We start from the raw sequence: 24129 nt of genomic DNA, 5'->3' as shown, positions 1-24129 counted from the left end.
GTTGGCCTCTTGTTTTATGAGCCTGGCGAATTACTCCTCCTCCAGCTCCTCACGGGCGGCTTCCACATCGAGCCGCTCCATGGCATCCAGCGCCTCGCACTCGGCAGCCTCGCCATAGAGAGCCTCGGCCGCCGCCATCTTGCTCTTGCCGTGCATCATCACCATGGCGTTGGCGTACTCCATGCGGGCGATGGCGGAGTGGGGGATGATGGCCAGCGCCGCCTTGAAGTGACGCTCGGACTCATCCTTCTTGGCGCCGTAGGTGATGCCGCCGATCATGGCGCCCAGCTTGTCGATGATCTCCGCATGCCAGGCACCGAAAGCGATATGGGCCTCCCCGTGGTCAGGCTCCAGCGCCAGCGCCTGCTCCAGGCTGCTCTTGATCTTGTCACCTATGCCGATGGAGAGTGCCTTGGAGACCGAGATCACCTGGCTGTAGCGACCCAGCGCCAGGGCGTGGAAGTACCAGGCGTTGACGTTGTCTGGCTGACGTTTTTGCAGCTTCTCGGCGTTGCTGGCGGCCAGCTCGAACGCCTCGCGCTTGGCATACTTGTCATCCAGCAGGTAGCTGGCGTGGATCACCAGCGCCTTGTTCGCCACGTTGAGGCCATCCTCGCCGGCGGCCAGCCCCAGGCTGACGGCCCGGGCGAAATCACCGGCGTGATAGGCGCGCCAGGCTTCCTGTACCTGTTCATCTTCGGGCCAGGGCTCGGCATCCCCCTGGTGCAGCCGCTCCCAGTGCTGCTCAAGGCGCTCCCCGGCATAGTCATAGGTGGCCTCCGGCCAGGGGAAGGGGGTGAAATCGAAGTTGGGCTGTGCAGTGGTCATATGATTCTCCCTGTTAAAAACACAATCAAAAAACACGGTTCGGTCAACCCGCCACGGTGGCGGGACGATAATGGCTGGCGATGGCATCGAGCGCGGCGCGGGCATCGGCTCGCAGCCTGGGGGCCACCAGCTCCATCACCTGAAAAACGCCGAGGGCGATGTCGGCATCGGCGCGCGGATGCAGCGCCCGCTGATAAGAGATCCAGAAGGTCCCCACCAGTGCGATGTTAGCGGCCAGCGCCGTCACCTGCGCTTCGTCGCCTTCTAGCAGACCGCTGCGCCAGAGGTGGTGACAGATGGCGGCGGCGGTCAGCTCCTTGCGCCGCAGCAGGGCCGAAAAGCGCTGCTCCACCTTGTGGTTGCCGTTCATCAGGGTGCTGATGTCGTAATAGAAAAAGCGGTACTTCCAGATGAGTTCGAACATCAGGTGCAAGAAGAACCAGATGTCCTCCGCCTCGTTCAACGGCGGGGTAATGGTGTCGAGCAGGTGGGCCATCTCCTGTTCGAACTCGCCGAACAGAGCGTTGACTATCTCCTCCTTGTTGTGAAAGTGGTAATAGAGGTTGCCCGGGCTCATCTCCAGCTCGGCCGCGATGGCGGTGGTGGTGACGGTCGGCTCGCCCAGCAGGTTGAACTGGGCGAGGGCGGTGGCCAGGATGCGATCCCTGGTACGCCGCTTGGGTTTGCGATCCATGCTACTCCTTCGGTTGACGCCGGCCCTTGTCGCCATAGCGACGGGTCAGCCAGTGCTGCAACTGGGTCAGTGAGGCATCCAGCGCCGCCACCGCGCCGATGCCCGGGGTCAGCAGGGAGCGCTGCTCATCGGCCAGCGCGTCAAGATCCAGCTCCAGCCCGTGTCTGGCGAGGATGGGACCAAGCTCGGCCCGCCGCTGCCACAGATCCCGGCGGGTATGCTGGAAGGCGTGCTCGCACAGGTGGCGCCGGTCCCGATAACTGAACACATTGGTGAAAAACATCTCGCCATCGGCCGAGGAGGGCTCGAACAGCAGGGCATCCGCCTCTGGGTACTGGTGTTTGTAGCGATCCATCCCCACGTGCATGCGCGAGTGGATGATGGCGCGAAACGTCTGGGCCAGCACCACCGGCAGGCCGCTATCCACCAGCTTGGCGGGGCGCTCGCTGGCCAGGCCCGCATCAAAGGGCACCAGCGGATTGATGCAGAACACCAGATCGGCCCCCTCCTGCAGCGCCACCGAGGCGTGCAGCGTCTTGATGAGCGCGCCGTCCACGTAGTAACGGCCATCGATGAGGGAGGGCGGGAACAGGCCGGGCAAGGCGGCAGAGGCCTGCACCGCGGCGGAGATGGGCACCTGGTCGAGCCCCGGACTGCCGAAGGCCACCGCCCGACCGGTGTCGAGTTCGGTGGCGATGACGAACAGCCGGCTGGCCAGCTCGCGAAAATCGTTGCTGCGACCGGGGCGCGAGAAGAACTGGGTCAGGATGCGATCAACCCCACGGCTGTCGAACATGCCGGTGGGGATCGCCTTGGACAGCCCCTGCAGCGAGCCAAGCAGGCTCTTGTTCCAGGGGGAGGAGAGGTAGTCGGCCAGACACGCCAGCGCCAGGGGCGGCAGCGAGGTGAGCCGCTCAAAATACTCCCCGAAGGCGGGGCGCAGCAGGGTAGAGGGGTCGAAGAACTCGCCACTGTCGTCGCTCAGCAGGATCCGCACCAGCTTGTCGGGAGAGATGCCGTTGGCCAGCGCCGAGGCGATCACCGCCCCCGAACTCACCCCCACATAGATGTCTGCCTGCTCGAAACGCACTCCCTTGATGCTGTCGGCCAGGGCGGCGCAGGCACCGATCTCGTAGATCCCCCCCAGAGGTCCCCCCCCGGCGAGGGCAACCGCAATCGTGCTCATGATTTGCCTCCCTTATCACGCAAAACCGGCCCAGCAGAGGGCATGGGCCGGTGGATCATCAGTCAGAACAAGCCGGTCAGGATCAGAAGAGTGCGGTTTCACCCTTCTCCTTGATCTCCTTGGCCACGTTTTCTACTTCCGTTGCCAGCTCCTTGACCTCTTCCTTCACTTTGGCGACGGGGGCGGGTGCGGCGGCGGCTTTCTTGACCGGCGGCTTCTTGGCAACAACCGGCTTCTTGGCCGTTGCGGCAGCAGGTTTGGCCTCGTCAGCCGGGGTAGTGTCGTCCTGGGCATCGATCAGCTGCTGCACCACTTCAGTCAATTCAGCCATCCGCTTGGAGAGCTTGTCGATGTCCTTGCGGGTCGGGATGCCGAGGCTGGCGACGGCGCGGGCCACGCGATCCTCGAATACCTGCTCCAGACGGCCCCAGGTACCAGCGGTCTTGTCGGTCATGGCCGCAATTTTCTCATCGGCGCTCTGACGGGTACGGGTTTGCAGGGCTTCCCCTTCCTGAACCAGGGCTTCAAAGATCTTGCCGCCTTCCTCTTGCGCCTTGGCATAGGCACCCAGGCCAGCCAGCCAGATCTGCTGGGTGGACTCTTTGATGGTGGAAGTGAGGTGGTTGTCGGTCACCGAACTTGCCAGTGCTTTCAATTTTTTGGCCATGACAGTCTCCTTACTCGTGATATAGATGATGGTAATGACAACAACCTTGGTATATTCGTTGTGGCATTACTTAACTTTCATCCTCAGTCTAGGGAGAAAAAATAGAGGGTTCTACCTAATAACGGAACAGGCAACCCTGGTAATTTTGGACTGGGTCACGAAGAATGATATTCGAATGAATATTTTCAGTAAAAGCGTGATATATCTAACAGCAACTAACAGCCCAATCAGTAAGGGATATAAATACCATGGATTATTTCATCACAGGTGGCAGCGGCTTCATCGGCCGCCGGCTGATTAAAAAATTGCTGCAGCGTCCAAATAGTCGGGTGCATTTCCTGATGCGGGCAGCCCATCTCGAGCGGGTACCCGACCTGCTGGCCTACTGGGGCGTTGGTGAGGATCGCGCCATTGCTGTGGTTGGCGACATGACCCACCCCTTGCTCGGCGTCGGCAACGGCGAACTGGAGCCCCTCATCGGCAAGGTTGATCATTTTCTGCATCTCGCCGCCATTTATGATCTCAACGCCAAAGCGGGCATTCAGCAGCAGGTCAATGCCGAGGGCACCCGTCAGGCCCTGCAACTGGCAGAGCGGCTCAAGGTGCGCTGCTTCCATCACTGCAGCTCCATCGCGGTGGCCGGCCTGTTTGACGGCCTGTTCCGGGAAGACATGTTCGATGAGGCCGAACACCTCGACATGCCCTATTTCCAGACCAAGCACGAGGCCGAAGGGATAGTGCGCAAGGAGAGCACCATCCCCTGGCGTATCTACCGACCCGGCATCGTGGTCGGCGACGCTAATACCGGCGAGATGGACAAGGTGGACGGCCCCTATTACTTCTTCAAGACCATCCAGAAGCTGCGCCGCATGCTGCCGCCCTGGATGCCCGCCATCGGGGTCGAAGGGGGACGCATCAACCTGGTGCCGGTCAACTTCGTGGTGGATGCCATCGATCACATCGCCCACCTGGAAGGGGAGGACAACAAGGCGTTCCACCTGACCGATTCGCACCCCATGCGGGTCGGCGACATGCTGAGCACCTTCTCCCGGGCGGCCCATGCCCCCGAACCGGCCATTCGCATCAATGCCGCCCTGTTCAGCTTCATTCCCCGCCATCTGATGACCATGCTGATGGCGCTGACCCCGGTGCGACGCATTCGCGATGCGGCCATCGCCGATCTCGGCCTGCCCAAGGACATCTTCCGGCTCATCAACTATCCGACCCGTTTTGACAACCGCGAGGCCCAGCGGGTGCTGAAGGGGACCGGCATCGAAGTGCCGCCGCTGCACAGCTATGCCTGGCGCCTGTGGGACTACTGGGAGCGTCACCTCGACCCGGATCTGTTCATCGACCGCACCCTGCGTGGCCGGGTCGAGGGCAAGGTGGTGCTGATTACCGGTGCCACCTCCGGCATCGGCAAGGCCACCGCGAAGAAACTGGCAGAGGCGGGCGCCAGGGTGCTGACCATCGCCCGGGACGAGCACAAGATTGCCGAAACCCAGACCGAGTTTGCCGAGCTGGGCCTGACCCTGCAGGTCTATCAGGGTGATCTCGCCGACCTGGCGCAGGGGGAGGCGATCACCCGGCAGATAGTGGCCGAGCATGGCGGCGTGGACATTCTGGTCAACAACGCCGGTCGTTCCATCCGCCGCGCCATCGAGGACTCCTTCGACCGTTTCCACGATCTGGAGCGCACCATGCAGCTCAACTACTTCGGCACCCTCAAGGTGATCATGGGGGTGCTGCCCACCATGATCGAGAAGAAGAAGGGGCACATCATCAACATCTCCTCCATCGGAGTGCTGACCAATGCGCCGCGCTTCTCCGCCTACGTCGCCTCCAAGTCGGCGCTGGATGCCTGGGTGCGCACTGCTGCCTCCGAGTTTGCCGACAAGGGGGTCAACTTCTCCATCATCAACATGCCGCTGGTGAAAACTCCCATGGTGGCGCCCACCAAGGTATATGAACAGGTGCCCATGATGACGCCGGAAGAGGCCGCCGATCTGGTGTGCGACACCATCATCAACAAGCACGTGCGCCTCGCCACCCGGCTCGGGGTGTTCGGCCAGGTGATCCATGCCCTGGCACCGCGGGTGGCCCAGGTGATCATGAACACCAGCTTCCGCACCTTCTCCGACCCCAAGGAGGGCAACGAGTCCAAGGCCTCGGCGGATCAGATGGCAGTCTCCACCCTGATCAAGGGGATCCACTTCTAGTGGTGATGACAACGAACTGATGTAGCAAAAACGGAAAGGGCCTGAGCAATCAGGCCCTTTTCATTTGCGGCTGCGGGCGGGAGAGTAGGGTCAGCAGCAGGGCCGTGGTGCGGCGGGAGTAAAGCAGAGAGAGGTGACCGAGGGCAGCGAGCTCAACGTCCTCCATGCCATCGAGGCGCTGGCGGGACTGGGGCAGCACGAAGTTGTCGTGACTGGTGCGCACCGAGACGCCGGGTACGCAGAGCGGCACGGCGGCAAAGCGCTGCAACCAGCCGGAGCCTGGCTCCATCTCGCGGGCATTGTCGCCGAGTCCCAGGGTGGCGAGCTGGCTGCCCTGATGAGGGGTGGCTAGGGTGATAAGCTGCGCCACCTTGTCACCCCCCGTCACCGCCAGATAGTCGCGGCACACCAGTCCGCCCATACTGTGACCGATCAGTACCAGCTGCGATGCGCCGGTGGCGACCAACACCTCGTCGATACGCCTGGCCAACAGCGGCACCATGTCGTCGAGATGGCCAAAGGGAGGAGTCAGGGTGACGGTTGCCACCGTGTGGCCGGCGGCCTCCAGCCGTGCCCGCTGCACCCGCCAGATGCCGCGACTGCAGCCATAACCGTGGATCAGCAGCAGGGGCAGGGGGGAGGGGGTCAACTTGTCAGGCGGCATCAACCAGCGCTCGAACGGCAGCAGCCAAGTGAAAGTCAGCAGGTAGGCCACTATCTCTCGCCCCACCATGGGCAGCCAGGCTCGCCAGCCGATGGCAGGCACCGGGTAGAAGCGGGAAAAGCCCCAGGTCAGCAATACCACCAGGGTGCGCAGCCCCAGCAGGGCCACCACCACAAACAAGACGGAGGGCGCCCAAGAGAGGCCGATGGCAAGGTGGGCGATGCTCCCAAGGAGCGTCACCTCAACCAGCAGCAGGATCAGTAATTGCTTTGTTATCGTCATGACCCAATCATCCGACCAGTTTGGCGTGGAAGTCAAATGACCCTTTCATCAATGTGACGGCCAACCCGCTCTCGGTCAGTCTCGGCTCAAACCTACCTGCCTGTGGCTATTTGCAATACTGTATATCCATACATATACTTGTATTCACCATCAGAAGGAGGACGCCACTATGGCCGTTGAGATCAAATATGTTGTGGTTCGTGGGGGAGTGGAGAAGATGACCTTTACCAGCAAGAAAGAGGCTGACGCCTATGACAAGCTGCTGGACACTGCCGATGAGTTGATGACGCTGCTGGCCGCGGCTCCAATTGCACTCGAGCCTGAACAACAGGAGAGCCTGGCCTTCTATCTGGCCGAACAGCGGGATGCACTGCAGAGCGTATTGCGCGGTGGAAAGGGGCAGGGGAGCAACAAGGCAGAGAGCCAGGAAACCCAGAGTGAAGCAACCGAACCCAAAGGCAAGTCACTCAAGCGGGTTGCGTAGCAAGGCGTCTGGATAACAGGGTGAGGAAGGACAGGGAATAGGGCGAGCCGTCACGGCCAAACACTTTCTTATTCAAAATTAAAGAATTAACAGTCAGTTTTAAGGCTGTTTATCCCGAGAGTTTTTTGACAAGAGTGCATATTCATTGAATGGGATAAGAATGTGTTCGCCGTGATTCAACGTGGCGACTACATCCAAGTTTCCTGACAATGTCCCCACCACCGCTGATGCCGATAACCCCATTTATCGGCATTACCCTTGAGCAGGCCGCAAGCCAGAACCATTTCAAGCAAGATCATGACCACAACCATACTTCCACCCGCCATGCCGCTGTTCGATGGCTTGGCATACCTGGAGGCGGGCAACCCCCAGGTCAATCAGTACCTGGCCAACCTAAGCCTCACCGACGTACCCGATGCCGGGATCGTCTACGAACTCGCCGTCGACTGGCTGCTGGAGCAACGCAACAACGAGAACAACTACAAGACCTATCGCAGCGAGCTGACCACGTTCTTGCACTGGTGCTTTGGCGAGATGCGCATCAGCCCAAAGGATCTGACCCGGCGCATCATGATGCGCTACCTCGATTATTGCCAGTCACCACCAGCGGCCCTGATTGCCTATCGCAATGTGGCGCAGTTCGTGCTCGACAAGGAGTGGGGAGAGCGCCTGCCCAATCCCCAGTGGCGACCCTTTCTTGGCAAACGGGAGCTGGGCCGCGAACTGCCGTACCGACTCAGTGAGCAAGCCATGAAGACCAAGCTCGCCATTCTGTCGGCCTTTTTCCAGTTTTTGATCCAGGAAGAGTACATGGACCGCAACCCAGCGCTTCTGCTGCAACGGGTGAAGCGCACCGTACAGCAGGAGCCGGATGATCAGGGCCAGGCCTTCAGCGAGCTGCAGTGGTCCTATGTGATGCAGGCGGCCGATCGGCTGGCCACCGAGTCACCGGAGCAGCACGAGCGCAGCCGCTTTCTGATCAGCCTGATGTATGCCTGCTACCTACGCATCTCCGAGGTGGCGGCAAGGCCGGGTTTTACCCCCGTCATGGGGCAGTTTCGCCGCGACGGGAAAACCGGCGTCTGGGGCTATTACATTCCCCGCAGCAAGGGTGGCAAACGCCGCACCGTGGCGGTCTCCCATGCCTTGCTGGAGGCCCTCAAACGCTACCGGACCTTTCTCGGTCTCTCGCCACTGCCGGTACCCGATGAACAGACGCCACTGTTTGTGCGCCACAAGGCCGCAGCCCACGGCCGTGAACAAGGTGAGCTCAATGCCAACCTCGGCATCCGTCAACTGCGCGAGCTGGTGATGGCCGTCATACAGGCGGCCGCTACGCTGGCGGAACAGGATGGCTTTGCCCAGGATGCCGCAGAGATGCGCAACCTGACACCGCACTCCATTCGCCATACCGGCATCACTCACGACATCAACCTCAACGGCCGGCCCTTGTCCCATGTGCAGGCCGATGCCGGCCACGACAGCATCGACACTACCTCCAAATACCTGCACACCGGCAACAGCGAACGTCACGAGAGTGCCAATCACAAACCACTGGATCGGCTACATGATTAAGTTCAACAGTGAGAGATAACAGAAAGGGAAAGATTCGTTCTTGGCAAACCAACCCAGTGTTGTTGAACCAATCCAGAACACTCAATTGCTCCATACTCAAAACCGCGCATAATGCGAGCATTATGTTGAGGGTTTGCAGCACTTGTGCTGACGGGGGTTGGTAGAACGTGGGCCGCGCAGCGGCATCGTTATACCAATTCCCGCCCGTAACATAATGTCTATTATGCGTCGGTAACATTCTTGCTCTCACCACCCTCCACTAGGCATCACTGTTCTATAACCCTCACGTTCTGTGAGATCAAAATAGAGAAGAGGCCTAGATCGCGCGAATTTCGGTAACAGTTACCATAAATAGTGCTATTCTATTTCGGTCACCGTTACCAAAAAGGATGTTGAGATGCGCGACCCACATGATGCCGACACCCCCGACCTGCTCCCGGTTCCACGCCGCCGAGGCCGCCCCAGCACCGGAACGGCGCTGACCCCAGCCCAAAAACAGGCCAGGTATCGCGAACGACAGCGTGCCCGTTCTGTGTCCGTGACGTTTGATCGCGAGGCGGTCGAGGCGTTGGAGCTGCATATCCGGGGCCTGGTTGCGGGGCATGATGCCCCCATTCCGCCGGAACTGCTGCCGGGCCTGCTCGATTCTCTCCGGGCGGCGACCCAGACCCAGCTCCGTCCCGTCACCGAGTAGCCGTCCGCACGGGTGGTCATCAGTTAGACCACCCAGGCCGGTCGGCCTGCCCAGCGGCAGAGAGCGCGACCCCGTAGGGGCGGTTTTTGTTGTTGTGTGTCGGGTCGGGTTTGGGGGAGGGTGGTTGGGTCGGGTGGGAGCACTGTAATCTCCCACCCAATTCTCACCGTGATAAATTCGATGTCGTTTGAGACTCTTTTTTGAGCCTGTTTTAGGGTCTGTTTTGACCTGCAAAAATTCGTTGTGTTCCGTCTGACCCTGTGGCAGGATGCTCGAGTTCCACGTTTTGTGTGGAGCGGTCAGTTCGAGACACGTTCGTGTCTCAATCCCATCCTTCGGGATAAGACGCCTTCGGGCAATGCACCCTCCGGGGTAATGAAAAATTGTGGTTTGGTCCGGCCTTGGCGCCGAGGCCGGATTTTTTCATTAGCATTGTCTCGGATAGGCGCATGGACCCATCACAGCACACCACCACTGAACACGACAATTTCGAGGCGCTGTTGGCGTCGTTTGGCGTTTTTTGCGATTTTGTCGAGCTGCGACTCCATTTCCCCTATGACTCCCGCTACTGCGTGGGCGCCTCCGACGCGGTTGAGCACGACGGCATCGTCAGCCTCTCTACCGAAAAATCGTTCGACATCGACCTGAGAGCACTCGCTCTGCTGGTGCCCGACCTGCGCCTGTGCGCGGAGATCACGCTCCAGCCGGACGGGTCGGTGACAGCCGATGATTTACACACTCCGTTCGAATCTGTCGAATCGCACCTCGGCTCGATGGCAGTCAAAATTTATCCTCGCGGCAACACCCGGCTCGGTCTAGACCCGTATGTTTCCGTCAAACTGAACCCGAGCAAACTCACCTACGGGTTCAACGCGTTTTCGGACATCTCAAACCTGTCTCAGGCCCTGCCGATAGCGTTGTCGGCGTTTGTTCGCGCCTGTCCGGAACTCGCCGCACTAGTCGACGTCGCTGGCGCCCGGGTCATGCGCGTTGACTCGACCTCCGGCGTACAGTGCGCCACAGTGGCCGATGTGGGCGCGATGCTCGACCGGGTTGGCCACGTGCAGATCGGCCATGTCCACGCAGCCGGAACGATGGACACCTATGCGGATGCCGAGCAGAAGATCCGCCAAAAGTGCGGTTCCACCGTGTATTTCAACGCGACCTCTGAGCACCAGCGCGGTGTTTGTTACCCCAAGGGCCCTGAGGCCCGCGAGGAGCTGAAACGCCTGGCTGTCGAGGCCCGTCGCGCTCCTGGTAACGCCGCCCTGGCAGCCCGGGTCGAGGCCCTGTCCGACCCTACATACCAGACATACTGCGAAAAACTCCTCCGTTTTGAGGCCCGCACGCTGCGCCGCGGACTGGTTGGTCAGCTCGAACGCCTGGGTATCACCGACTGGGACGGTACCGTCATCGATCTCATCCGTTGCGAACGCCAGCTCGCTGATGCCGGAAAACATCTCACACACAGCCTCTGGGCACATGTTTGGCGCCCGGTTCTATCTGCACTCTGGGGAGATCCCACTATGTCGCTCGCAAACGAGACCGAGCTCGAGGCCAAGATTTCGGCCTATTACGAGCAGAATTTCACTGGCCGCGCCCGTTCGATGGGCCTGCGCCGTGCCCTGTGCCACCTGCGGGCGATCATCGATCGCGGCTGGGTTGCGGCCAAAAGGTCGCCGCCAGCCAGTCAGGCCAGCTGGTATCGCACCGTCGCTGAACTGGTCGACGCCGGGATCTCCCGTGCAGCACTCCAGTCCTGTGAGGGGACGGCTGAGAGTCGCCTGGCTGCTGGTGTCGTGGTGTCTCTCCGGAGCGTGCTCGAGGTGCAGGCTGTCGGCAGTGCGCCAGGGTGGTTTAAACCGGCCGATTTGAGCCGCTGGATGGACGACATGGATCTCATGCAGGTACCGCACCGTCACCGCCGCGCCGTGGGTGACGGGCTGGTCCATTGCACTGGTGTAGTCGATGACGGCGTCATGGGTCCGTTCGATACGAGGCCCAATTTCGGTCACGAGATCGCCCGGTTTATGGGCCGCTCTGACGGTCACGACCATCTGGGCTCCCACGCTGGGCTGTTCCCGCCCGAGGTCGACTGGGATCTGATCGTCGTCCAGTCAGAGGTCGCCGACCTCCGTGTACCCGCCGTACCCCGCCACCCACAACTCAGACTCGTATAGGGATCAATCGTGGTTATTAGATCGATAGGTGCTCAATTTCATAAAAAAATGGCCCAGCAGCGGGTAGAGGCCGTCCATTCACTGCTCTGGGGCCTGCCCACGTACTGGGAACCGTGGCAAGACGCCCTCCATTGCGAAATTTTTTACGACTGCCCATTTTAGTAACAGTTACCAAAAAAGGATGAATTTGATGAATGACAGAACACTGCCTGTCGTAGGCGCATCAGGCCTCTACCTGGTCGGTGAAATCGCCGGTGTAAAACAGGATGCGTTCACCAATGGCGGCAACCAGATCGTTCGCCATACGGTCGGTGTCCGGGTGACCTCGGTAGACGCCTATGGAGGGGAGACATCCGAGCTCGTCGAGGTCCGCCTGCCGCAGGCCTCGGTTGATGCGGGTCTTCCGCGCCAGCTGGATGGGCTGCGTGGCCAGATTTTGTCCCTGCCAGTCTGGGTGCAGGCGTACACCGGCAGGCGCGGCGCTGGGTTCGCCCTGATGCTCGACAGCAAACAGCAGATTCTGGGGCTCTGATGAGCCCGCTGGATATCTTGCTCAGTCTCACACCTGAGCAGGGTGTAGAACTAGCGGCCTCCGCGGCCGCTCTCTGGGGAACGGCCTGGGTGGTCCGGGTCGTCACTAAGGTACTGAAATAGAGGAATTTTTATGGAAGCTACAGCAGATATCGGTCAGCAACTGGTCACCGCCGCAACCTCCGCGATGAGTGGCGGGACTGGTGCCGTCGTGGGGGTAGGGGCAGTGATTTTGGGCCTCACCGCCGCAGTAAAACTATTGCACGTCGTGAAATCGGCGCTGGGCCGCTGAGCCACAAAACAAGGCCCCTGCGGGGGCCTTTCTATTTAAGTAACTGTTACCATAAATAGAGGGACTTTCCATGGGGTTGATCGTATTGGCTGCATTTATGGGGGCGCTATGGATCATTTTCCGCTGAAAATCGGGGCAGCACTGGTCGTCCTGGCACTGACAGCACCGGCCAAAGCGGCGCTGTCAGTGCCGTTTGTCGACGGTCGCACTGGCACGATCGAGACACTAAACCGGGTTGTCGATGGCCGCGCCAGCGCCCTGGTGCGCTGGACCGATAGCCTCGGGAACGTGCGCCGATCTGCCGTCGCGCTCCGGCCCATCGCTGCCCAGGGCGGTGCACTGGCCACGCGAATTTTGGGCGGGCGGCTGGTCGCCAGCGCGTCGATTGCTCTGCTGCTCGCCGAGGCGATGCGGGGCTCGCTGACTCACCTCTGGCCCGAGGTGCTGGTGCAGGACGGCGTGGCTATCCGCCCCAGCACGATGCCCGCCTGGCAGCTGTGCGAGTCAAACCTGGTCTCTGTCGCCGACGCGGGTGGGGTGAAACACAACAGTTTTGCCTACCTCCCATGCTACTCCTGGGGTAGCGCACCGACCCGACTGGTGCTCCGCCTGCCGCCCGCATATCCCTGGAACCCGGATCCCACCTGGCTCAACCAGTACGGGGTTGGCTCAGACCAGCAGCGCGACGTTTGGTTCGTCGAGGCCAGCAATCCAGCCGTTTCTGTACGTGGGATGCGGGAGATTGTCAGGCCACAGCCTGAGAAACAGCTCGAGATGCCCGCCGTTAGCACCCCGCTGACCCCTGCCGAACTGACTCGGGGGCTGATGACGCCCGAGGTGATCGGTCAGCTGGCCATCAACGACGCGCTCCCCGCTGAACTCTGGGAACCACTGCGGGTCGAGGATCTCGAACAGGATCCCGAGACGAGCCAACCGGGGGAGGGCGAAACCGAACTCCCACCCGATGCGGATATGAGTGACGTTGACCGGAGTGTTATTGACGTACGAACGTGGTTTACCCCTGACAGCTGGGGTTGGCTGCCGCGCAGCTGCTCGCTGCCTGGACCGGTTACTCCGATCGACCGCTGGCCGGAGTGGAAGGTCGATTTCAGCCAGTACGAGCGTGATTTTTGTCCCCTGATAGGGTCCTATGTCGTGCCCGCAAGTGACCTCACCGCGATTCTAATTTTCCTCTCGATCGTACTGCGCGTGCGCACAGGAGGGGCGTGATATGTGGGCGGCTTTGACCTCTACGGTAATCGGCAGCATCCTCGCCCGCGCTCTTCTGGCGCTGGGAGTGGGGATCGTATCGATGATCGGATTCTCGGAACTGCTCCAACTGGCCATGACCCGGATTCAGGGGCTGTTCGGCGGCATCCCCGCCGATCTGCTGGCGCTGCTCGGGTTCATGCACATGGACGTGCCGATTTCGGCGTGGTTTGCCGGTCAGGCAGCGGCGTTGGCCCTGAGTGCAGCAACGCGGTTCCTGCCAAAATAAGGTAACTGTTACCAGAATGTCGGAGATAACGAATTGATCACCCTCATCACCGGCACGCCTGGCGCCGGAAAAACGCTGCGCTGTGTGGAACTCCTGGCCGAGCTGCGCAACGATGACGATCCAAAAACCCGGTCACGACTGATTTTCTCGAACGTCAACGACCTCGCACCGGAAATCGGCGCCGTGTCTGAGTTCGATCCACTACGCTGGATGGACCTGCCCGAGGGCAGCCTGATCGTCGTGGACGAATGCCAGGATTTTTGGCCCTCCAGACCGAGCGGGTCAAAACGTCCCGAGTCGGTGGCAGCCCTCAACACCCACCGCCATCGCGGCATTGATCTAATCCTCCTGACTCAGCACCCAGGGTTGATCGATCAGGACGTCCGAGCCCTGGTGGGGCGCCATCTGCATGCGTATCGCCCCCGTGCGCAGGAGCATAGCGTTTGGTATGAGTGGAGTTACTGCGAGGCGGCATGCCAACCGAAGCTCAAGCCGATCCCAGAAAAGCGGAAATTCAATAAACAGATTTTCTCACTGTATAAATCAACAGTAGAGAACACCCACAAGCCCCAGTCATGGTGGCCGATCACCAAAAAAGCGATCCTTCCGTTGGGCGCTATGGTCGGTGGCGTGGCACTGATGGTTGCCTCGTTCTCTGGGATGGCAGCCAAAAATGAACAGGACAAACCGGCGCCGGTCGTCCAGGTGGATGCGGGGCAGGGGATCGAATTGCCGCTCTACCAGGAACCCTCCGGCGCTGCGCCAACCCTGACCCCTGCGGCACCAGCTGCACCCGCGTTGCCGGTGCTGGCCTACCACGGCTGGCAGCGATACGCAGGAAAAACTGATCTGCTGCTCTGTCAGGAGGGCGCAGACGGGCGCTGTGAGGTCTCACTGACCTGGGCCGATGTGCAGCACTGGAGAGAGGAGGGGGGCCATATCGTCGTAATGGGCGGGCCCTCTGGCCCAGATTTGTGGCGAATCACCGACCGCTCGTTGTGGGTTGATGCGCTGGAGCAGGGGGTCCAGCTCGCTAGGCGCTGATGCCCACACCCCGGGCGCCGCAGGCGCCCCTGGCCGGACGGATGGCCGACGGGCGCTCGCGCACGGCGGGCAGGCGGCGGGCCTAGGAAGCACCATATTTTCGGTCACTGTGACCAAAAATAGCTGACAGGCCGATTTCCAGCACTGCGCTGAAGCCGACAACCCATTTATCCGCATAATTTGTGAGGGTTATGTGACTTTTGACCTTCAACATCTGCTTTTTGACCTTCAACATGTCTCACACCAGAGGAGAGAATAATGGGCGAAAAATCACCGTTTCGGGTCGCGACCCGCGAGGAGCTGCTGGCCAGAGGCTACGTGCTGAGTCTGGCCGAGATGAACCTGCCATCATCACCAGAACTGGACGAGATCGTCAGCGTCCTGCAAACCCATCGCGGTCCTGTGGCGCTGGCCGTGTGGTTCCAGTCGGCCAATGGCTGGCTGGGCAGTGCCAGACCGGCCGATGTGGTGCGGCGGATCAGCCCAGGGGAAATGTCCGACGTGCTGCATGCGGCACACCGCGAGGTCGCGCTAATCGATCATGCCTAACAGAGCCATCCAACCCGGTGAGCAATTTTTAGGGCTGGCCGATGGCGCCTGCGCTCACCGATAAGCCCCGGGCGTGGGCCTCCCGCAGGCAGCGCCGCCAAAAGTGGCCACCGCCAGTGGCGCTCCATTTCACCAGGTAACGATCGGACAGCCAGCAAATCGCCTCCAGCGGCAGATGGGCCAAGTCCTGTTGATGGGTATACCAGAACGCCCGAAAGTCGTGGATAACTGCCACCCGGTTGACTAACTGCCAGCGGCAGACCCACAACGGGGTGTCCTGATGAACCAGCACCAACGCACCGGCCAACGGGAACACGTCGAACCACAATAACTGGTGGCCATCGGGCACAGTGATATGCAACCGCCGAAACCGATGGCGCCGCAGCTGTGCCAACAGGTCGACACCAGCGGTCAGTTCATCCAACCGCCGCCAATCCCGAACCGGGGCGCTATTTCTCATCGGTGACATCCCAATCCCAACCGATTTCATCGGGGTCAACGTCTGCTAGCATCTCAGGTTGCGCATCATCGGATTTCCAGTCGATCGTATAAAGGTGGTCATTCAGTCCCTCAAGCAGCTCATCGAGGGTCGGTCTTTTTTCATCGTTCATCGTAAAAACCTCCAAAAGTAATGCGGGGGTAATTCAATTCTCACATGCTCGATACAGCAGCGGGGCAGGGGGGCTCTCTTACTTGATGCTTTTTTATCACCATGGGGTTGTTTTGTAGCCAACACCCCCAATATCCCTATGGAGCATATCGCTCGAAGAGGGGAGATACACATGGCCAAGAATATTCGTGGTAACAAGGATGGGCAGAATGGCGAAAACCAAACTTATACCATTCCTGGGCGGGGGACAGTTCCTCGTGAAAAGCTTGTTGAAGAGATAAAGGAAGGAAAGCATCCTGACTTTCATATTTATGAACGTAACAACGTCGAGTACGTGAGAGCCGATCCAGATAGTACTCAGCAAAACAACGTTGATAAGGACTAGGATTGATGCCGATAACCCTATTTATCGGCGTCTTGTCCCTGACGAGGGATTTATGAACATTTTTGAGCTTAGGAAGCACGCTAGCGACTTTCGTCTGGCTTTGGAACGTTTAGACTGGGGGTCTATGCCAGCGAACTTCAGACAATTTCCGGCTGGGACGTGTGGGGATATCAGCGATATTCTCGCCGAATACCTTTATAAACAAGGAATCAATGACATCGATTACGTCAGCGGCTCAGCTGATAACCAGCAATCCCATGCTTGGTTAGAGGTCAGTGGATACATTATCGATATCACTGCAGACCAGTTTCCTGATTGTAGTGATCCGGTCATCGTGACTGATGACCACTCATGGCATCAACGCTTTGAAGAATCGGCAAGAAGACCGGCTGGTTTTCTAGATGGATTTAAATCAACCGACAATATGACCCTGAATATTACTCGAGATCTGAATATCGTCTATAAAGCAGCTCTCGCTTACCTATAAACATAGTTTTTGGCATAACATGGAATGATGATGCAAAAATACCAATACTTCTATCCTGGGCAAGTCGTTACACTGTCGGGCGGTAGTTACCCCATGACCGTTAAACCTGCCGAAGATGAAGATGACAAAGGGATTGACGCTTGCTGTGTCTGGTTCAACACCGACATGGGCGGCGAACCTATAGAATGGACTTTCCCAAGCCGCATTCTGAAGTTGCAAGAAAATCAGGAGCAATATGGCTATTTGCATACTCGTTTTGAGCCTGGTGCAGCAGTAAGGCTTCGTAGTGGCGGGCCGTCGATGACAGTGCAGAATAGCCAAAGCCTTACCGGTGTGACCTTGGTGTTTTGCATCTGGCACGATAAGAAAAGCCGAGAACCTTTGATGGCTTCATTCCCATCGGAAATGCTCGTGGCGGTATAGATCATCAAGATCTGCTGTGACTTCGTATCTAGGGGCCTCCGGCCCCTTTGTTCTATCCCCAAGCCTGACCGCGCATAATGTATATTATGTTAAATATGGTATCTTGTTTCCTGTTACCACTTATTGAACTGTGTATAATGGCAACAATTGATCCTATCTCCGACCGGATGTCTTAAGTGGCTGAATTAACATCAGAACAATTAAAACCTGCTTTTGCGATTGAACAGTTTCCTGCCCTCAGCGAGCTCGAACCCATTCCGTTTGCCGCGCTGCAACCCAGGGCCATCTCCGGCATCAAGCGTCTCGCCAGTTTTGATGGCGACTGCCCGGTCATGCTGCTCAACGGTTTCCCCGGGGTCGACTATGAAGATGTCTGCCAGACGCTGATCGCCGCCTCCAATGGCAAGGATGGCGACCTGTTCGATCTCTGCTACACCGAAAACCTGAACAATCCGTTCAAACCCATCTGGCTGCGCCTGCAACCCGGTACCGGCATCGAGTTTTGTGAAATGGTCGGTGAACTGCTCAAGCTGATGAGCCACCATCTGGATGCCGAGCGTCTGGTCACCCGCATCATGCGCAAGCAGAACAACGATCCCAAGATCGATGACTTCCTCTCAGATCTGGCCGCACATGTGGCACAAGGGCTCGAATTTCAGCACCCGGTCCTCATCAACCTGCTGATCCACCATGAAGAGCAGGAAGCCCCCGTGGTGTATGGCCGCGATCTCAACTGGGACACCCTGTTCGGCTCCATCAACTACCAGACCGAGCAAGGTTCCGTCTATGCCAACCAGCACCTGCTGGAACCTGGCCTGCTGCGTCAGGCCAACGGTGGCTATCTGATCCTGCAGCTGGATGAGCTGCTGGATCAGCCCCACCTCTGGTTCAAGCTCAAGAACGCGATGCAAAAAGGCGAGCTGGACTGGAACGCCTATCAGGAAGGCAAGACCCTCACCCCCTTCTTCACACCGGAAGCCACCCCCATCAAGCTCAAGCTGATCCTGGTCGGTGACCGGCTGGATGTGGCCGAGTTCCAGATGCTGGACAGAGACATGTCGGAACGCATCTTCCTGCGCGCGGACTTGGTCTCCGAGGTGAATATCGAAGAGGATCTGCCTGACTATCTGCAATATCTGGCCTGGCTGCGCGAGCGCTGGAACCTGCTGGACTTCACGCCGGCGGCCCTCGCCGCCCTCTGCCGCCATGCCAGCCGGCTCTGTGATCATCAGGAGTGGCTCTCCCTCTCCGAGGTGCAGCTCTCAGCCATCATGCGCATGGCCGACAGCCTGGCACGTGAGCTGGAAGCGGATGTCGTCACCGACGAGCACATCCGCGGAGCGCTGGAAGAGCAGGATTACCGGCTCAACTACCTGGTCGAGCAATCCGATCAGGGGGTCATCGACGGCCAGATCCTGCTGCAGACCGATGGTGAGGAAGTGGGTCAGATCAACGGTCTCTCCGTCATTCAGGTCTCAGGGCACCCCTATGATTTCGGCGAGCCGGTGCGCCTCACCGCCACCGTGCATCTGGGGGACGGTGACGTGGCGGACATCGAGCGCAAGGCGGAGCTGGCAGGTCATATCCACGCCAAGGCGATGATGATCATTCACGGTTATCTCTCCAACAAATTTGGTGCCGAGAACCCCTCCCCTCTCTCGGCCAACCTGGTGTTCGAGCAGTCCTACCATGAGATCGATGGTGACAGCGCGTCTCTGACCGGTCTGTGTGCCCTGCTCTCCGCCCTCGCCCGCCAGCCTATCTACCAGCACTTTGCGGTTACCGGCGCGGTCGACCAGTTCGGCAACGTGCAGGCCGTCGGCGGCGTCAACGAGAAGATCGAGGGCTTCTTCCGGGTGTGCAAGATCCACGGCCTCACCGGCAAACAGGGGATCCTGCTGCCCGGTACCAACGCCCAACAGCTCAACCTCTCTGATGAAGTGATCGCGGCAGTAGAGGCCGGCCAGTTCCATATCCACCCGGTGGATCATGTGGAAGAGGCCATCGAGCTGCTGACGGGCTGTGTTGCAGGTGAGCCGGACATGCCGGATACCCTGTTCGGCCGCATCCAGCAGCGGCTGGATGAGCTCAACGGCACCGAGGCCGTCAAGGGGGGCGTGCTGCGCCGCCTGTTTGGCAGGCTGTTCGGGGTATAAACGAAGTGATCGGAGTTGTTTAGCGAACATCTGTACGCTAAATTGGCCCGGCTTTGACCCATTTTAAGGATAACCAGCGTGACCGTAGACAATTCCATCATTGATGCCCGCCTTTCCCTGTGTGAACAAGGCAAAGACTCGTTTACCCGTGAAGAGCTGCTCGCCTGCAGCCGTGGCGAGCTATTTGGTGAGGGCAACAGCCAGCTGCCCGCCCCCAACATGTTGATGATGGATCGTATCGTCAAGATCAATGACCATGGTGGTGAGCACGGCAAAGGCGAGATCCTGGCAGAACTCGACATCACACCGGATCTCTGGTTCTTCGATTGCCACTTCCCGGGTGACCCCGTCATGCCTGGCTGTCTCGGTCTGGATGCCATGTGGCAGCTGGTTGGTTTCTTCCTTGGCTGGAAAGGCGGCCCCGGCAAGGGGCGTGCGCTGGGGGTTGGCGAGGTGAAATTCACCGGTCAGATCCTGCCGACCGCCAAGAAAGTGACCTACAAGATCACCTTCAAGCGCGTCATCAATCGCAAGTTGGTGATGGGAATTGCCGATGGCGTAGTGGAAGTGGATGGTCGCCCCATCTACAGCGCCACCGACCTGAAAGTGGGCCTGTTCAAGGACACGACCGCATTCTGATGAGCTGATTGACCACCCGGTCAAACCGCACAACGTAAAGGGGCCGCCATGGCCCCTTTCCTTTTTGCAATGTGTGATGAAGTACCGACTACTTCATGAAGAGGCCTGAGCCCCGCCCTTCCATGGCATCACGCCAACCACCAAGCCAGTGCCCACGTGCATCCAGGCATTGATACGGACACGCTTCTTTCTGTTTGCCGACCACGCCAGCCTGATAACCACGAGCACGAGCTCTTTCCAGACGGTCCCGTTTTTGTCTCTTCATCATCTACGACCCTCTTCCGTGGAACAAAAAAAGCGACCAATTTTTCATCGGTCGCTTTCATCTTTACCCCAGGGGGTTGGCAGGGTCAAACAAAAAATTTCATGCTATCCGGTCATTGTGACACAAGACACTGAACCGCATTAATTTTTAGTGACACAACTTTTTAGCGCTGGAAACGGCGCAGCCAGGCGAATGGCAGGGCCAGCAGAGTCAACCAGAACAGGCTGCCACCACCGCTGCCGCCATCCTGACCGGTTTGGTTGTTGACCGGTGCGTTGGCGACCACATAACCGGCCGGATCGTTGTTCTTGTAGTCGGTCACGACCGGTGCCAGCTTGACGCTGACCACGGTAGCGTTGGTGCGGTTGTTCAGATCGCTTTCGCTGTTGTAGCGATAGGCGGTCGCGGCCACAGTCCCATTCTCGCTGATGCCGCTGGCATAGGCGATGTGGTAGTAGTAACCGTTTTGGGCACACTGTTTGGCACCCGCATCATCCAGACCGCAGATGAGATCGTTCAGGTACCAGTTGTTGCCGGTCGCCGCGTTGAGCAGGAAGCCTTCCTGCATGCGGTTGGTGCCGTTGACCACGGGTTGGGTCTGATGACGGGAGTCACGCCAGCCAACCACCATGTTGTGGTTGTTGATGGCGGCCGCTTCCGAGCCGGAGCCGCTGAGCGGCTTGTCCTGCAGGGAGACCACGGCGTTGGTGGTCGGCGTGTTCAGGTTGAACACGAACATCTCCACCGGGCGGTTCTGGCCCTTGTTGATACGATAGAGCTGGTTGCCGACCACATAACCGTTGTCGTTGACCCCCACGGCCCAGCTGTGTTGCAGCTTGGCGTCATCTTTACCGGGCTCGCCTTCTGCCAGCGGGATGATCTGGGTGGTGCCCACCTTGCTGCCATCCAGATCCAGTGTCCAGTAGGCGGCCAGGTTGCGGCCATCCAGGTAGTTGGTGCCGATCTCGCCGGTGGAGGAGTACCCTACCCCATACAGCGTGCCGTTGAATTTGCCCACGCCGAGCGCGGAAGCGGTCTGCACCACTTCGTTGCGGCCCCGGGCATACTCGTTGGCCTGCAGCAGCTTGTTGAAGGTACCGGTACTGTTGACCAGCCAGAAGCTCGCCTGGGTGTTGAGGCCCGGGCAGTAGCGGTAGTCACCGTACTGGCCGTCGTTGCCAGCAAAGCACCAGTTGTAGGTTTCGGAGTTGACGGCGATGTTCTTGCCGGTGGCAGCGGTACCGGTCACCAGATACTGGCCATTGTCCAGCTTCTTGATGCTGGTCGGCACGCTCAGGCTGTGAGTGCCGGCGCCATCCTTCAGCTCGACGGGGTTGCCCTCCTCGACCACGGCAAAGGCGGTACGCACCTTGCCATTCATCTTGTAGCCCGCCCGGGTGCCGGGTACGTCACCCAGCGCGGTCACCAGACCGTCGGTCTCGCCCAGCTGCACGTAACCTACGTTGTTGCGCTGGTCGACACCATCGAGGAAGTCACGACGCCACTGGTAGGCGAAGTTGCTGTTGTCGTTCCAGAAGGAGTTGCAGACCGAGTTGGAGAGCATGCAGCCCTGCTCGAAGCGGAAGCGGTCAACCAGGAAGTCGGCGAAGCGCACGGTCGAGAAGTGCTCGGCCATGTTGTTCTTGGTGTTGATCCCGATGAGCCCGTTGCCGTCGCCGCTGATCCCGCTGGCGTAACCCTTGTCGGACGCATCGACAATGGTGAAAAAGGGACTTTGTGCCGCCTGGGCATTCAGGCTGGCGCTGACCAGAATGGCCAGCATGGATAATTGCTTTTTCATCTACTTCCTTAGTCCTGATGTTTCAACGCTTCCAACTCCTCCCAGCGGGAGAAGGCTTGTTCCAATGCCGCCTCTGCGGCATTCAGGGCATCCAGTTTGGTCTGGGTTTGCTCCGCAGGCAGGGAGAAGAAACCGGGGTGGTTGATCTCCGTCTGCAGGGCATCCAGCTCCGCCTCCAGCTGTTCCAGCCGGGCTGGCAGATTATCCAGCTCCAGCTGCAACTTGTAAGAGAGTTTCTTCTGTTTTGCCGCGACCGGCACCTGCGTCACGACAGGCTCTGGCGCCTTGCTCTGGGGCTGCTTCGCCGCCTGCTGTGCGGCCAGCTGAGACTGCTGCTGGGCACGGGTGGCCATCATGTCGGCATAGCCCCCCACATAATCACTGATCCGCCCATCCCCTTCAAACAACCAGCAACCGGTCACGGTATTGTCGATGAAACGACGATCGTGGCTCACCAGCAGCAGGGTACCGGGATAATCCGCCAGCAGCTCTTCCAGCAGTTCCAGCGTTTCGACATCCAGGTCGTTGGTTGGTTCATCGAGGATCAGTAAATTACTGGGCTTCAAGAACAATTTGGCCAACAGTAAACGGTTTTTTTCGCCCCCTGACAAGGCTTTCACCGGGGTGCGTGCCCGTTTTGGCTCAAACAGGAAGTCCTGCAGGTAGCCGAGGATGTGACGGGAGCGGCCGCGCACCATCACCTCCTGCTTGCCCTCGCCGACGTTGTCCACCACCGTCTTCTCGGGGTCGAGCTGTTCGCGGTACTGATCGAAGTAGGCCACTTCCAGGTTGGTGCCCTGCCGCACCGAGCCGCGGGTTGCCTCGAGCTGGCCGAGCAGCAGCTTGATCAGGGTCGACTTGCCACAGCCGTTGGGGCCGACCAGCGCAATCTTGTCGCCACGCAACACCTGCAGATCCAGCCCCTGAAACAGGGTGCGATCGCCAAAGTCGAGACCCAAGCCTTCACTTTCAAATACCAGCTTGCCGGAGCGGCCCGCTTCGTCCAGTTGCAGCTTGGCCTTGCCCTGCAGCTCACGGCGCTGGGTCCGCTCCATGCGCATCGCCTTGAGGGCACGCACTCGTCCCTCGTTGCGGGTACGGCGGGCTTTGATTCCCTGGCGCACCCACACCTCTTCCTGGGCCAGCTTGCGATCGAACTCGGCATTTTTCAGCTCCTCGACCCGCAGCCACTCCTCCTTGCCCTGCAGGTACTCGTCGTAATTGCCGGGCCAGGAGGTGATCACGCCGCGGTCCAGATCGATGATCCGGGTCGCCAGCTTGTGGATGAACTCCCGGTCGTGGGAGATGAAGACGATGGCGCCGCGAAAATCCTTGAGAAACTCTTCCAGCCAGTTGATGGCATCGATGTCCAGGTGGTTGGTCGGCTCGTCCAGCAGCAGCAGATCCGGATCGCAGGCCAGCGCGCGGGCCAGGGCCACCTTGCGCAGCCAGCCACCAGAGAGACTGTCGAGGGTCACGTCGGGATCCAGACCGAGCAGGGTCAGCACCTGGTTGATGCGGGTCTCGAACTGCCAGCCGTTCTGGTAGTCGAGCTGCTCCTGCAGCTGGCTCATCTTGCGAATGTTGGCATCGGAGGCATCGTGTGCCAGCTCCATGGAGATATGGTGATACTGCTTGAGCAGCTCCCCTACCCCGGCCAGCCCTTCGGCGGCGTAGTCAAACACGGTGAGCTCGCTCGAGGCGGGGGGATCCTGCTCGAGGCGGGTCACTTTCAAGTCTTGCTGCAGCACCAGACGGCCGTCATCCAGCGGCAGTTCGCCGGCGATCACCTTCATCAGGGTGGACTTGCCCGCCCCGTTGCGCCCCACCAGACAGAGGCGCTCGCCCCGCTCGATGGTGAGCTCGGCCTGGTCGAGCAGCGGAAAATCACTGAACGACAGGGAAGCGCCGTGCAATGTCAAAAGAGCCATTCTTGTTCCTTCTTGCTAATGAAAAAACGGGCGGCAGACTGAGTC

At 59.5% G+C, this 24129-nt stretch carries 27 protein-coding genes; 16 read left to right on the top strand and 11 right to left on the bottom strand.

From position 1 onward, the window contains the following. Positions 1-30: 30 nt before the first annotated feature. The 4 genes from AB5Y95_RS06135 to AB5Y95_RS06120 form a co-directional block, all read right to left on the bottom strand. Complete coding sequence (locus AB5Y95_RS06135; protein ID WP_005300853.1) at positions 31-828, bottom strand: hypothetical protein; 798 nt, start codon at positions 826-828, stop codon at positions 31-33. 43 nt (positions 829-871) lie between these two features. Then, positions 872-1522, bottom strand: coding sequence for a TetR/AcrR family transcriptional regulator (locus AB5Y95_RS06130; RefSeq protein WP_095592768.1), 651 nt, complete (start codon positions 1520-1522; stop codon positions 872-874). 1 nt (position 1523) lies between these two features. After that, the gene (locus tag AB5Y95_RS06125; RefSeq protein WP_368160038.1) at positions 1524-2708 is read right to left on the bottom strand and encodes a patatin-like phospholipase family protein; all 1185 of its coding nucleotides are present in this window, start codon (positions 2706-2708) and stop codon (positions 1524-1526) included. An 82-nt stretch (positions 2709-2790) separates the two neighbouring features. Further along, positions 2791-3375 (bottom strand): phasin family protein, encoded by a 585-nt coding sequence (locus AB5Y95_RS06120; protein WP_368160035.1) that lies wholly within the window; start codon positions 3373-3375, stop codon positions 2791-2793. A gap of 248 nt (positions 3376-3623) precedes the next feature. Between AB5Y95_RS06120 and AB5Y95_RS06115 the strand changes: the two genes are divergently transcribed. After that, positions 3624-5594 carry an SDR family oxidoreductase gene (locus AB5Y95_RS06115; RefSeq protein WP_195878643.1) on the top strand — a complete coding sequence of 657 codons (1971 nt, stop codon included), beginning with the start codon at positions 3624-3626 and terminating at the stop codon, positions 5592-5594. 49 nt (positions 5595-5643) lie between these two features. Here the strand turns inward: AB5Y95_RS06115 and AB5Y95_RS06110 are convergent, their stop codons facing one another. Further along, a complete protein-coding gene (locus tag AB5Y95_RS06110; RefSeq protein WP_242764329.1) occupies positions 5644-6540 on the bottom strand; it encodes a triacylglycerol lipase in 897 nt (298 codons plus the stop codon). A gap of 169 nt (positions 6541-6709) precedes the next feature. On the opposite strand from AB5Y95_RS06110, the gene AB5Y95_RS06105 reads away from it, so the two are divergent. The 9 genes from AB5Y95_RS06105 (at position 6710) to AB5Y95_RS06065 (ending at position 14838) form a co-directional block, all read left to right on the top strand. Next, a complete protein-coding gene (locus tag AB5Y95_RS06105) occupies positions 6710-7024 on the top strand; it encodes a YebG family protein (RefSeq protein WP_005300837.1) in 315 nt (104 codons plus the stop codon). 297 nt (positions 7025-7321) lie between these two features. Further along, positions 7322-8599: a site-specific integrase gene (locus AB5Y95_RS06100; RefSeq protein ID WP_041207234.1), complete on the top strand. Its 1278-nt coding sequence runs from the start codon at positions 7322-7324 to the stop codon at positions 8597-8599. Between the two features lie 397 nt (positions 8600-8996). Next, positions 8997-9293 (top strand): hypothetical protein, encoded by a 297-nt coding sequence (locus tag AB5Y95_RS06095; RefSeq protein WP_368160030.1) that lies wholly within the window; start codon positions 8997-8999, stop codon positions 9291-9293. Positions 9294-9742: 449 nt separating this feature from the next. Next, complete coding sequence (locus AB5Y95_RS06090) at positions 9743-11473, top strand: phage/plasmid replication protein, II/X family (protein ID WP_368160028.1); 1731 nt, start codon at positions 9743-9745, stop codon at positions 11471-11473. 190 nt (positions 11474-11663) lie between these two features. Beyond that, entirely contained in the window at positions 11664-12005 is a 342-nt protein-coding gene (locus AB5Y95_RS06085) for a DNA-binding protein (RefSeq protein ID WP_368160025.1), read from the top strand. A 132-nt stretch (positions 12006-12137) separates the two neighbouring features. Beyond that, entirely contained in the window at positions 12138-12296 is a 159-nt protein-coding gene (locus AB5Y95_RS06080) for a hypothetical protein (protein ID WP_236289065.1), read from the top strand. 108 nt (positions 12297-12404) lie between these two features. Continuing rightward, a complete protein-coding gene (locus AB5Y95_RS06075; RefSeq protein WP_368160022.1) occupies positions 12405-13526 on the top strand; it encodes a hypothetical protein in 1122 nt (373 codons plus the stop codon). A gap of 1 nt (position 13527) precedes the next feature. Beyond that, the gene (locus tag AB5Y95_RS06070; RefSeq protein ID WP_368160020.1) at positions 13528-13794 is read left to right on the top strand and encodes a DUF2523 family protein; all 267 of its coding nucleotides are present in this window, start codon (positions 13528-13530) and stop codon (positions 13792-13794) included. A 33-nt stretch (positions 13795-13827) separates the two neighbouring features. After that, positions 13828-14838 carry a zonular occludens toxin domain-containing protein gene (locus AB5Y95_RS06065; RefSeq protein WP_368160017.1) on the top strand — a complete coding sequence of 337 codons (1011 nt, stop codon included), beginning with the start codon at positions 13828-13830 and terminating at the stop codon, positions 14836-14838. An 82-nt stretch (positions 14839-14920) separates the two neighbouring features. On the opposite strand, the gene AB5Y95_RS06060 is transcribed toward AB5Y95_RS06065, so the two are convergent. Next, positions 14921-15073 carry a hypothetical protein gene (locus AB5Y95_RS06060; protein ID WP_368160015.1) on the bottom strand — a complete coding sequence of 51 codons (153 nt, stop codon included), beginning with the start codon at positions 15071-15073 and terminating at the stop codon, positions 14921-14923. A 23-nt stretch (positions 15074-15096) separates the two neighbouring features. On the opposite strand from AB5Y95_RS06060, the gene AB5Y95_RS06055 reads away from it, so the two are divergent. Then, complete coding sequence (locus AB5Y95_RS06055; RefSeq protein WP_368160013.1) at positions 15097-15387, top strand: hypothetical protein; 291 nt, start codon at positions 15097-15099, stop codon at positions 15385-15387. 28 nt (positions 15388-15415) lie between these two features. On the opposite strand, the gene AB5Y95_RS06050 is transcribed toward AB5Y95_RS06055, so the two are convergent. Beyond that, a complete protein-coding gene (locus tag AB5Y95_RS06050; protein ID WP_368160010.1) occupies positions 15416-15811 on the bottom strand; it encodes a hypothetical protein in 396 nt (131 codons plus the stop codon). Between the two features lie 25 nt (positions 15812-15836). Then, on the bottom strand, positions 15837-15998 hold the full coding sequence (locus AB5Y95_RS06045) for a hypothetical protein (RefSeq protein WP_368160008.1): 162 nt from the start codon (positions 15996-15998) through the stop codon (positions 15837-15839). A gap of 171 nt (positions 15999-16169) precedes the next feature. Between AB5Y95_RS06045 and AB5Y95_RS06040 the strand changes: the two genes are divergently transcribed. From AB5Y95_RS06040 to fabA, 5 genes are all read left to right on the top strand, one after another. Next, on the top strand, positions 16170-16382 hold the full coding sequence (locus AB5Y95_RS06040) for a DUF3892 domain-containing protein (RefSeq protein WP_257725799.1): 213 nt from the start codon (positions 16170-16172) through the stop codon (positions 16380-16382). A 52-nt stretch (positions 16383-16434) separates the two neighbouring features. Next, positions 16435-16869, top strand: coding sequence for a hypothetical protein (locus tag AB5Y95_RS06035; RefSeq protein ID WP_257725800.1), 435 nt, complete (start codon positions 16435-16437; stop codon positions 16867-16869). Between the two features lie 30 nt (positions 16870-16899). Further along, entirely contained in the window at positions 16900-17292 is a 393-nt protein-coding gene (locus AB5Y95_RS06030) for a DUF2158 domain-containing protein (protein WP_368160005.1), read from the top strand. A 176-nt stretch (positions 17293-17468) separates the two neighbouring features. Further along, positions 17469-19448, top strand: coding sequence for a Lon protease family protein (locus AB5Y95_RS06025; RefSeq protein ID WP_025201740.1), 1980 nt, complete (start codon positions 17469-17471; stop codon positions 19446-19448). A 78-nt stretch (positions 19449-19526) separates the two neighbouring features. Next, positions 19527-20087 (top strand): 3-hydroxyacyl-[acyl-carrier-protein] dehydratase FabA, encoded by a 561-nt coding sequence (fabA, locus tag AB5Y95_RS06020; protein WP_010634008.1) that lies wholly within the window; start codon positions 19527-19529, stop codon positions 20085-20087. An 88-nt stretch (positions 20088-20175) separates the two neighbouring features. Here the strand turns inward: fabA and rmf are convergent, their stop codons facing one another. The 3 genes from rmf to AB5Y95_RS06005 all read right to left on the bottom strand — a co-directional run bounded on the left by rmf (position 20176) and on the right by AB5Y95_RS06005 (position 24084). Continuing rightward, a complete protein-coding gene (gene rmf, locus AB5Y95_RS06015; protein ID WP_010674759.1) occupies positions 20176-20352 on the bottom strand; it encodes a ribosome modulation factor in 177 nt (58 codons plus the stop codon). Positions 20353-20515: 163 nt separating this feature from the next. Further along, the gene (locus tag AB5Y95_RS06010; protein ID WP_017780101.1) at positions 20516-22153 is read right to left on the bottom strand and encodes a DUF3466 family protein; all 1638 of its coding nucleotides are present in this window, start codon (positions 22151-22153) and stop codon (positions 20516-20518) included. Between the two features lie 8 nt (positions 22154-22161). Further along, on the bottom strand, positions 22162-24084 hold the full coding sequence (locus tag AB5Y95_RS06005) for an ABC transporter ATP-binding protein (protein ID WP_139725523.1): 1923 nt from the start codon (positions 24082-24084) through the stop codon (positions 22162-22164). Positions 24085-24129: the final 45 nt, after the last annotated feature.

Source organism: Aeromonas sp. R5-3, from assembly GCF_040908225.1.
Classification (GTDB): domain Bacteria; phylum Pseudomonadota; class Gammaproteobacteria; order Enterobacterales; family Aeromonadaceae; genus Aeromonas; species Aeromonas dhakensis.
The sequence above is the reverse complement of the archived record's forward strand: the minus strand, read 5'-3'. Positions and strand labels throughout refer to the sequence as shown.